9 protein-coding genes are annotated in these 6,726 nt (G+C 73.3%); 1 reads left to right on the forward strand and 8 read right to left on the reverse strand.

The annotated features are described in order from the left end of the window. The first annotated feature begins 45 nt into the window (after window positions 1-45). Complete coding sequence (locus DEF28_RS14140) at window positions 46-1,377, forward strand: Gfo/Idh/MocA family protein (RefSeq protein WP_114398175.1); 1,332 nt, start codon at window positions 46-48, stop codon at window positions 1,375-1,377. 111 nt (window positions 1,378-1,488) lie between these two features. Here the strand turns inward: DEF28_RS14140 and DEF28_RS14145 are convergent, their stop codons facing one another. The 8 genes from DEF28_RS14145 to DEF28_RS14180 all read right to left on the reverse strand — a co-directional run. Beyond that, a complete protein-coding gene (locus DEF28_RS14145) occupies window positions 1,489-2,088 on the reverse strand; it encodes an energy-coupling factor transporter transmembrane component T family protein (protein WP_114398176.1) in 600 nt (199 codons plus the stop codon). Further along, window positions 2,085-2,768 (reverse strand): energy-coupling factor ABC transporter ATP-binding protein, encoded by a 684-nt coding sequence (locus DEF28_RS14150; RefSeq protein WP_114398177.1) that lies wholly within the window; start codon window positions 2,766-2,768, stop codon window positions 2,085-2,087. The genes DEF28_RS14145 and DEF28_RS14150 overlap by 4 nt, the downstream gene beginning before the upstream one ends. 69 nt (window positions 2,769-2,837) lie before the next feature. Continuing rightward, complete coding sequence (locus DEF28_RS14155) at window positions 2,838-3,515, reverse strand: biotin transporter BioY (protein ID WP_181874459.1); 678 nt, start codon at window positions 3,513-3,515, stop codon at window positions 2,838-2,840. A gap of 256 nt (window positions 3,516-3,771) precedes the next feature. Then, a complete protein-coding gene (locus DEF28_RS14160) occupies window positions 3,772-4,827 on the reverse strand; it encodes a lactonase family protein (protein WP_114400795.1) in 1,056 nt (351 codons plus the stop codon). Between the two features lie 170 nt (window positions 4,828-4,997). Next, window positions 4,998-5,555, reverse strand: coding sequence for a GTP-binding protein (locus DEF28_RS14165; protein ID WP_114400796.1), 558 nt, complete (start codon window positions 5,553-5,555; stop codon window positions 4,998-5,000). A gap of 13 nt (window positions 5,556-5,568) precedes the next feature. Then, window positions 5,569-5,928 carry a DUF742 domain-containing protein gene (locus DEF28_RS14170; protein ID WP_114400794.1) on the reverse strand — a complete coding sequence of 120 codons (360 nt, stop codon included), beginning with the start codon at window positions 5,926-5,928 and terminating at the stop codon, window positions 5,569-5,571. Window positions 5,929-5,980: 52 nt separating this feature from the next. Further along, window positions 5,981-6,406, reverse strand: coding sequence for a roadblock/LC7 domain-containing protein (locus DEF28_RS14175; protein WP_114400793.1), 426 nt, complete (start codon window positions 6,404-6,406; stop codon window positions 5,981-5,983). 63 nt (window positions 6,407-6,469) lie between these two features. After that, on the reverse strand, window positions 6,470-6,726 hold a 257-nt coding region (locus DEF28_RS14180; RefSeq protein ID WP_233515298.1), incomplete at its 5' end, for a hypothetical protein.

A 6,726-nucleotide genomic window follows, 5' to 3' on the forward strand; every position in this document is an offset into this window, starting at 1 on the left:
CGGGGCCGCGGCGGTGCGGGCCCGGCCTCCGGGGAGGGAGAGCGCATGTCACCGGTACGCGTACTGATCGTGGGGGCGGGGTCGCGGGGCGGCAACTACGCCAAGTGGATCCGGAGGCATCCGGAGGTGGCCGAGGTGGTGGCCGTCGCCGAGCCCCGCGCCGCCTACCGGGAACCGCTCGCCGACGCCCACGGGATCGCCCCGGAGCTGCGCTTCGCCGACTGGCGGGAGGCCGCGGCGCTCCCCAGGCTGGCCGACGCCGCACTGGTGTGCACGCTCGACGACGCCCATCTCGAACCGGCGGTCGCGCTCGCCGAGCGGGGCTACCACCTGCTCGTGGAGAAACCGCTCGCGCAGACCCGCGAGGACTGCGAGGCGATCGTGGCCGCTGCCCGGCGCCACGGCGTGCTGCTGGGCGTCTGCCACGTGCTCCGCTACGCGCCCTACACGCGGCTGCTCAAGGAGATCATCGACTCCGGGCGGATCGGGGAGATCGTCAGCGTCGACCACCTCGAACCGGTCGGCTTCTGGCACCAGGCGCACTCCTACGTGCGGGGCAACTGGCGCAGCGCCGCGAGCACCGCTCCGATGCTGATGGCGAAGTCGTGCCACGACCTGGACTGGCTCCGGCACATCGTCGGGCGGGACGCCGTCGCTGTCTCGTCCTTCGGGTCGCTGCGGCACTTCCGCGCCGACCAGGCGCCGCCCGGCGCCGCCGACCGCTGCGTGGACTGCGCGGCCGAACCGGGATGCGCCTACTCCGCCCCCCGCGTCTACGGCCGGTTCCTCGCCGAGGGCCGGACCAGCTGGCCGCTCACGGTCCTCACACCGGAGCCGACGGAGGAGACGGTGGCCGAGGCGCTGCGCACCGGCCCGTACGGCCGCTGCGTGTACCGCTGCGACAACGACGTGGTCGACCACCAGGTGGTGTCGCTGGAGTTCACCGGCGGCGTAACGGCGACCTTCACGATGACGGCGTTCAACCGCCCCCGGCCGCGCGAGACCCGGATCTTCGGCACCCGCGGCGAGCTCTACTGCGACGGCGAACGCATCACGCACTACGACTTCCTGACCGACAGCACCGACGTGATCGACGTGGCCACCGCCAACGACGGTCTGATCGACTCCGGGCACGGTGGCGGGGATGGCGGGCTGCTCGCCTCGTTCCTCCCCGCGGTGGCGGCCGGCGACCCGTCCCGGGTGGCGACCAGCGGGGAGGACGCGCTGCGCTCGCACCTGCTGGTGTTCGCCGCCGAGCAGGCCCGGCTCGAAGGCCGGGTGGTGCGGCTCGGGCCGGACGGTCCCGGCGGCGCGCCCGCAGCGGACCGCGTGGCGCTAGACGGCGACCGGCTGGCCGGGAGCATCGTGCCGGAGTAGCGTGCCCCGGTGCGCGCCACCGCCTTCCGCGCCGTCGCACCGCCGCACGGCGCGGACGTCGCGGCCGCGTCAATCGGCGCCGCCGCGCCGTGACGGCGGCGGCGCCCGCGGTCAGTCCAGCCCGCGGGCGCTCATGGCCTCGCCGAGCGCCTCGGCCGAGCGGACCAGGTTGACGATCACGGGCACGACCATGCGGTGCGGCCGGCGGCGCAGCCCGCGGGCGACGTAGGCCTCGCGGGCGGCGCGCCAAGCGGTCGCCACGAGGGGCACGCAGCGGATCGTCATGGCCAGCACGAGCGCCACCCGGTCCGGCCGGACGCCGAAGACCCGCAGCGGCCCGGCCAGCCGCTCGAACAGCTCGAACATGGCGCTGACCCGGGTCGTCGAGGTGACCAGGCCGGCCAGCAGCACCGCCGCGCCGAGCTGCCCGCACACCCGCGCCGCCACGTCGCCGCCCGCGACCAGCGTCTGGAAGACCGCGATCAGCGCGAGGAACGGCAGGAGCGGCCGCAGCGTCCGCCAGAGGTGCCGGGCGCCGAGCCCGCACAGCGGGTACAGCAGCGCGGCCGCCGCGGCGGCGCCGAGCGCGGCCCACGGGTCGGTGATGAGGAGCAGCCCGGTCACCGCGACCAGCAGCGCGGCCAGCTTGGCCCCGGCGGGCAGCCGGTGCACCGCGGTGTCGCCCGGCACGTACAGGCCGAGCGCGGTCACGGCCGGCGCTCCATGAGGTCCCGGTAGAACGCCACGGCGGCGTCCGGAGCGCCGTCGAAGACGATCCGGCCGCCGTCCATCACCAGCGTCCGGTCGAAGTCGGCGATCATCTCCAGGTGGTGGGTGAGCAGGACGACCTGCTGGCGCAGTCCGCGCAGCGTGTCCGCGATGACGCGCACGTTGTGCAGGTCGAGCAGGGTGGTCGGCTCGTCGCAGACCAGGATGTCGGGATCGGTGACCAGCACCGAGGCCAGGGCCAGCATCTGCTTCTGGCCGCCGGAGAGCAGGTGCGCGGGGTGGTCGCGGTGGTCGGCCAACCCGTGCCGGCGCAGGACGTCGTCGACCCGGGCGGCGGTCTCGGCCGGCGTGAGCCCGGCGCCGCGCAGCCCCACCGCCACGTCCTCGGCGACGGTGGGCATGATGATCTGGGTGTCGGCGTCGGAGAAGACGAACCCGACCCGCCGCCGGATCGCGCGGGCGTGCCGGCGGGTGTCCTGGCCGTCCACCAGGACGCGGCCGGACTCGGGGACGACGAGCCCGTTGAGCAGCCGCGCCAGAGTGGACTTGCCGGACCCGTTGGCGCCGATCAGCGCGACGCGGTGCTCGGTGATCCGGACCGAGACGTCCCGGAGCACCATCCGCCCGTCGTAGGCGTGCGTCACGTTCTCCAGTTGCAGCATGTGCTTCCGTCGTTCCTGGTGGGCGGGGGTGCGCCCCGGGCGGGGCGGTGGGAGGGGGCCGTCCGCAGCCTACTTCGGGGGCCGCGGCGAACCGGAGTCGGGCCCGGTGCCCGCGTCGCCGTCTCGGGCGCCGTCCGCGCCGCCGGTGCTCTCGGGGAGGTCCACCCGCCGGCCCGCCGGCGGGATGGGGTAGGCGCGGTGGACTCCGGCCGCGACCAGCGCGGCGACGACCGCCTTCGCCAGGTCGCCGGGGAGGAAGAGGAACGCGCCGACCACGGTGGCGAGCATCCCGTCACCGAGCACCACGGCACTCCACGGGACCCCCACGAGGTACACCACAGCGATGCCGCCGAGCACGTTGCACGCCAGGCCCGGCCAGAAGCGGTACTTCGGCAGCATCCGGTCGGTGAGCAGTCCGATCACCAGTGCGCCCGCGATCCAGCCGAGCATGTAGCCGCCGGTCGGCCCGAGGAACGGCGCGATCCCGCCGCGGCCGCCGGGGAGCAGCGGCAGGCCGGCCGCGGTGAGCACCAGGAAGGTGACGACCGCGAGCGTGCCGCGCTTGGCGCCGAGCAGGCTGGGCGCCAGCATGACGGCGAGCCCCTGGAGGGTGATGGGCACCGGCCCGACGGGGATCGCGAACGGCATGCTCAGCACCGCGATGAGCGCGGCGAACAGCGCGATCAGGGCGGTGTCGCGCGCGGTGAGTCCGCGGCGGCGGATCGGCGAGGAGGTGGAGTCGGCCATGTCCCGTCCTTTGAGTGTCTGGTTGGCGCGGGTCCTCCTCATTCTTGACCACGGCGCCCGGACGGCCGGAGGGGCGGACCGGACAACATTTCCCATCGTGTTGTTGTGGGGTGTGCCCCTGGGGGACGGCCGGGAGCGTGCGCCCGGACTCCGCGCCGCGGCCCCGCGGCCGGCGGCGGACGCGGCCCGAGGAGGGCCGGAGCTGACCCTGCGGCGGGCCGGCCCCCCGCCCGGGGCGGCCGCGGCGCCGGATGGGTCACCCGACCGCCGGGAGCACGCAGGCCGGACGCGGCGTGGAGAGCCGGTGCGCGGTCGGGTGCGGGATGCCGCTACCGGCGTCGATCCGCAGCACGGTGAGCTCGTCGGAGCGCTGGTTGGCGACGACGAGGTGGCCCGCTACCAGGGCCATGTGGCGCGGCCACGTGCCTGCGGTCGGGACCTCGGCGAGGCGGCGCAGCACCGCACCGTCCTCCTCGACGGCGAACACGGTGACGGTGTCGGGCCCCCGGTTGGCGACGTAGAGCCGGCGGCCGCCGGGCGCCAGCACGATCTCCGAGGGGTAGGCGCGGGTGCTGGTGGCCTCCGTGGCGGCGACGGCCGCCACGTGCCGGGCGGTGGCGGACGCCGGATCCCAGCGCAGCACGTGCACCCTGGCGTCGAGTTCGCCGGCGGCATACAGGTGGCCGCCGGGATGGACGGCGACGTGGCGCGGCCCGGTTCCGCCGGGCAGGCGGGCGGCGGAACCTCCGGAGCCCTCCACCGCGCCGGTTCCGGGGTCGGCCGGGTAGCGGCGGAGCTGGTCGGTGCCGAGGTCGGCCACCAGCAGATGGCGTCCGCCGGGTGCCGGGGTGACGCTGTGCGCGTGCGGCCCCTCCTGGCGTTCGGGGTCCGGGCCGTGTCCGGAGCCGGGCAGCAGCAGCTCGTGCGGGCCGGGTGCTCCGGTCGCGGTCAGCGGGTGCACGGAGACGCTGCCGTCCTGGTAGTTGGCCACGACGAGGCGCTGACCGGCGGGGTGCGCGAAGAGATGGCAGGGGGCGCCGCCGCCGGTCGGCACCGAACCCGTCTCGGTCAATGTGGCACCGGGGCCGACCGAGAACCCGGTGACGGCGCCGGCGCCGTCACGCTCGTTGACGGCGTAGAGCAGGTCGCCGCGCGGGTGCGCGGCGAGGAACGAGGGGTTGGCGGTGCGCGCGGCGGCACCGCCGTCAGCGAGCCCACCGGTCGCGGGGTCGAGCCAGACCCGCCGGATGTCGGCGGTACCGGCCTCGTCCGCGCCGTATCCGCCCGTCCAGAGCAGCAGCCGTCCGTTCATCCCCGCCCCGTCGCGCTCGGTGGTAGGTCCGCCCGTCCGCCAGGTGCCGGCGTGCGGCGCATCCTACGCGGAGGCCGTGGACCGGACCGCGACGACACGTCCGGGCCGTCCGGGTGCCCCGTCGAGAGCGGGGTACCCGGACGGCCCGGAGGCCGTCGGCGGTGCCGGGGTCAGCCGACCAGCTCGGCGCTCTTCGGACGCGACAGGGTGTACTCCAGCAGGCGCTTGAGCACGTTGCCGGAGGACCGGCGGTCGCGGGCGTCGAAGTCGATGATCGGCACGTCGGGGCTGATCTCCAGCGCCTCGCGGATCTCGTCCGGCGTGTACTCCAGCTGGCCGTCGAACTTGTTCAGCGCGATGACGTAGGGGATGTTCTGGTTCTTCTCGAAGTAGTCGACCGCGTCGAAGCAGTCGGCCAGCCGGCGACTGTCGACGACGATGACGGCGCCGACGGCACCGCGCACCAGGTCGTCCCACATGAACCAGAACCGCGCCTGTCCGGGCGTGCCGAACATGTACATGATCAGCTCCCGGTCGAGGGTGAGCCGACCGAAGTCCATGGCGACGGTGGTGGTCACCTTCTGCGGGGTGGCGGAGGTGTCGTCGTGCGCCCGGCTTGCCTCCGTCATCACCGCCTCGGTGGTGACCGGGGGGATTTCCGACACTGATCCGACGAGGGTGGTCTTCCCCGCACCGAATCCGCCGGCGATGACGATCTTGGTCGACATCATCGACGCTGTGTCATTGGAAGAGACGTTCGAGCCCACGGAGCGCCCTCTCCAGAACTTGGTTTTCCGACGGACTGTGTCCGGTGATGGTCGGGTGGATGTAGACGAGCCCCTGGTCCGCGAGGTCGCTCAGCAGCACCTGGGTCACGCCGAGTGGAATCTTCAGCTCTGCGGCGATCTCGGCCACCGATCGTGCCTCGCGGCACAGCCGGTAGATGTTCTGCGACTCCGGCATGAGGTTGTTCGGCGGCTCGGTGCCGGGGTCCGCGGTCGACACGAGCGTCTGCACCATCAGTGGATGGCGAGACCGGGTTCGCCCACCCGTGAAGGTATAGGGGCGGATCCGCGCGCCCCTTCGCCTGCGATAGCTCATTGCGGTGGAAACCTCTTCATGAATCGCTCCGGAGTCGTAAAGAGACGGGACGTCAGCGGGCGATGACCTCGCGGAGCTCGGACCGCAGCTGGGGAGTCAGCACGTGGCCGGCGTTCTCCACCAGCAGGGTCATCTGGTAGGCGACGATCTTCATGTCAGCGTCACCGGAGGTGAGGACGGCGAGCGACGAACCGTCGCTGATGGACATCACGAACAGGAAGCCGCGACGCATGCGCAGGATGAGCTGCTCCGCGTCCCCCTTCCCGAACATCCGGGCAGTGCCGTCGGCGAGGCTCTGCAGACCGCTGGCGATGGCGGCCAGCTGCTCCGCGTGCTCTTCGGGGAAGTCCCGGGACGCGGTCAGCAGCAGGCCGTCGGAGGAAACCACGACCGCGTGCTCCACGCCGGGCACTTCGGCGACGAAGTTGGAGATGAGCCAGGTGAAGTTTTCAGCGCTCTCGCTCAAGCGGTTGTCCATGTCCGTCCAGGTTCTTGGTCGTTGCGTGTGAAAGTGACGATTCGGGGGACGCGCGACGCTGCGCTACTCGTCCTTGGTCGCGGCGCGCTGACCTTCCAGGAAGCCCTCCAGATCCGTTCGGATGCGCTCGGCCTTGGTCTCGCCCTGGTCGCCGTCGTCCGTCTGCTCGACGTTGTCGTCGACCTCGGGGAGGGCGGGGATGGTGGTCGCCCGCGAGCTCCGGCGGGGGAGCCCGGCCGCGGTGAAGGAACCGGATTCGGTGGTGGAGGGCTCGTTACGGGGCCTGTTGGGCGTTGCGGAAGCGGTCACGGGAGTAGAGG

The organism is Marinitenerispora sediminis, assembly GCF_003336425.1.
In the GTDB taxonomy this organism is placed as follows: domain Bacteria; phylum Actinomycetota; class Actinomycetes; order Streptosporangiales; family Streptosporangiaceae; genus Marinitenerispora; species Marinitenerispora sediminis.

Excerpts from the sequence above, each read along its gene's own strand:
- DEF28_RS14140 (WP_114398175.1), top strand. The coding sequence starts at position 46 with ATGTCACCGGTACGCGTACTGATCGTGGGGGCGGGGTCGCGGGGCGGC.
- DEF28_RS14165 (WP_114400796.1), bottom strand. The coding sequence starts at position 5,555 with ATGTCGACCAAGATCGTCATCGCCGGCGGATTCGGTGCGGGGAAGACC.
- DEF28_RS14170 (WP_114400794.1), bottom strand. The coding sequence starts at position 5,928 with ATGAGCTATCGCAGGCGAAGGGGCGCGCGGATCCGCCCCTATACCTTC.
- DEF28_RS14175 (WP_114400793.1), bottom strand. The coding sequence starts at position 6,406 with ATGGACAACCGCTTGAGCGAGAGCGCTGAAAACTTCACCTGGCTCATC.
- DEF28_RS14160 (WP_114400795.1), bottom strand. The coding sequence starts at position 4,827 with ATGAACGGACGGCTGCTGCTCTGGACGGGCGGATACGGCGCGGACGAG.
- DEF28_RS14150 (WP_114398177.1), bottom strand. The coding sequence starts at position 2,768 with ATGCTGCAACTGGAGAACGTGACGCACGCCTACGACGGGCGGATGGTG.
- DEF28_RS14155 (WP_181874459.1), bottom strand. The coding sequence starts at position 3,515 with ATGGCCGACTCCACCTCCTCGCCGATCCGCCGCCGCGGACTCACCGCG.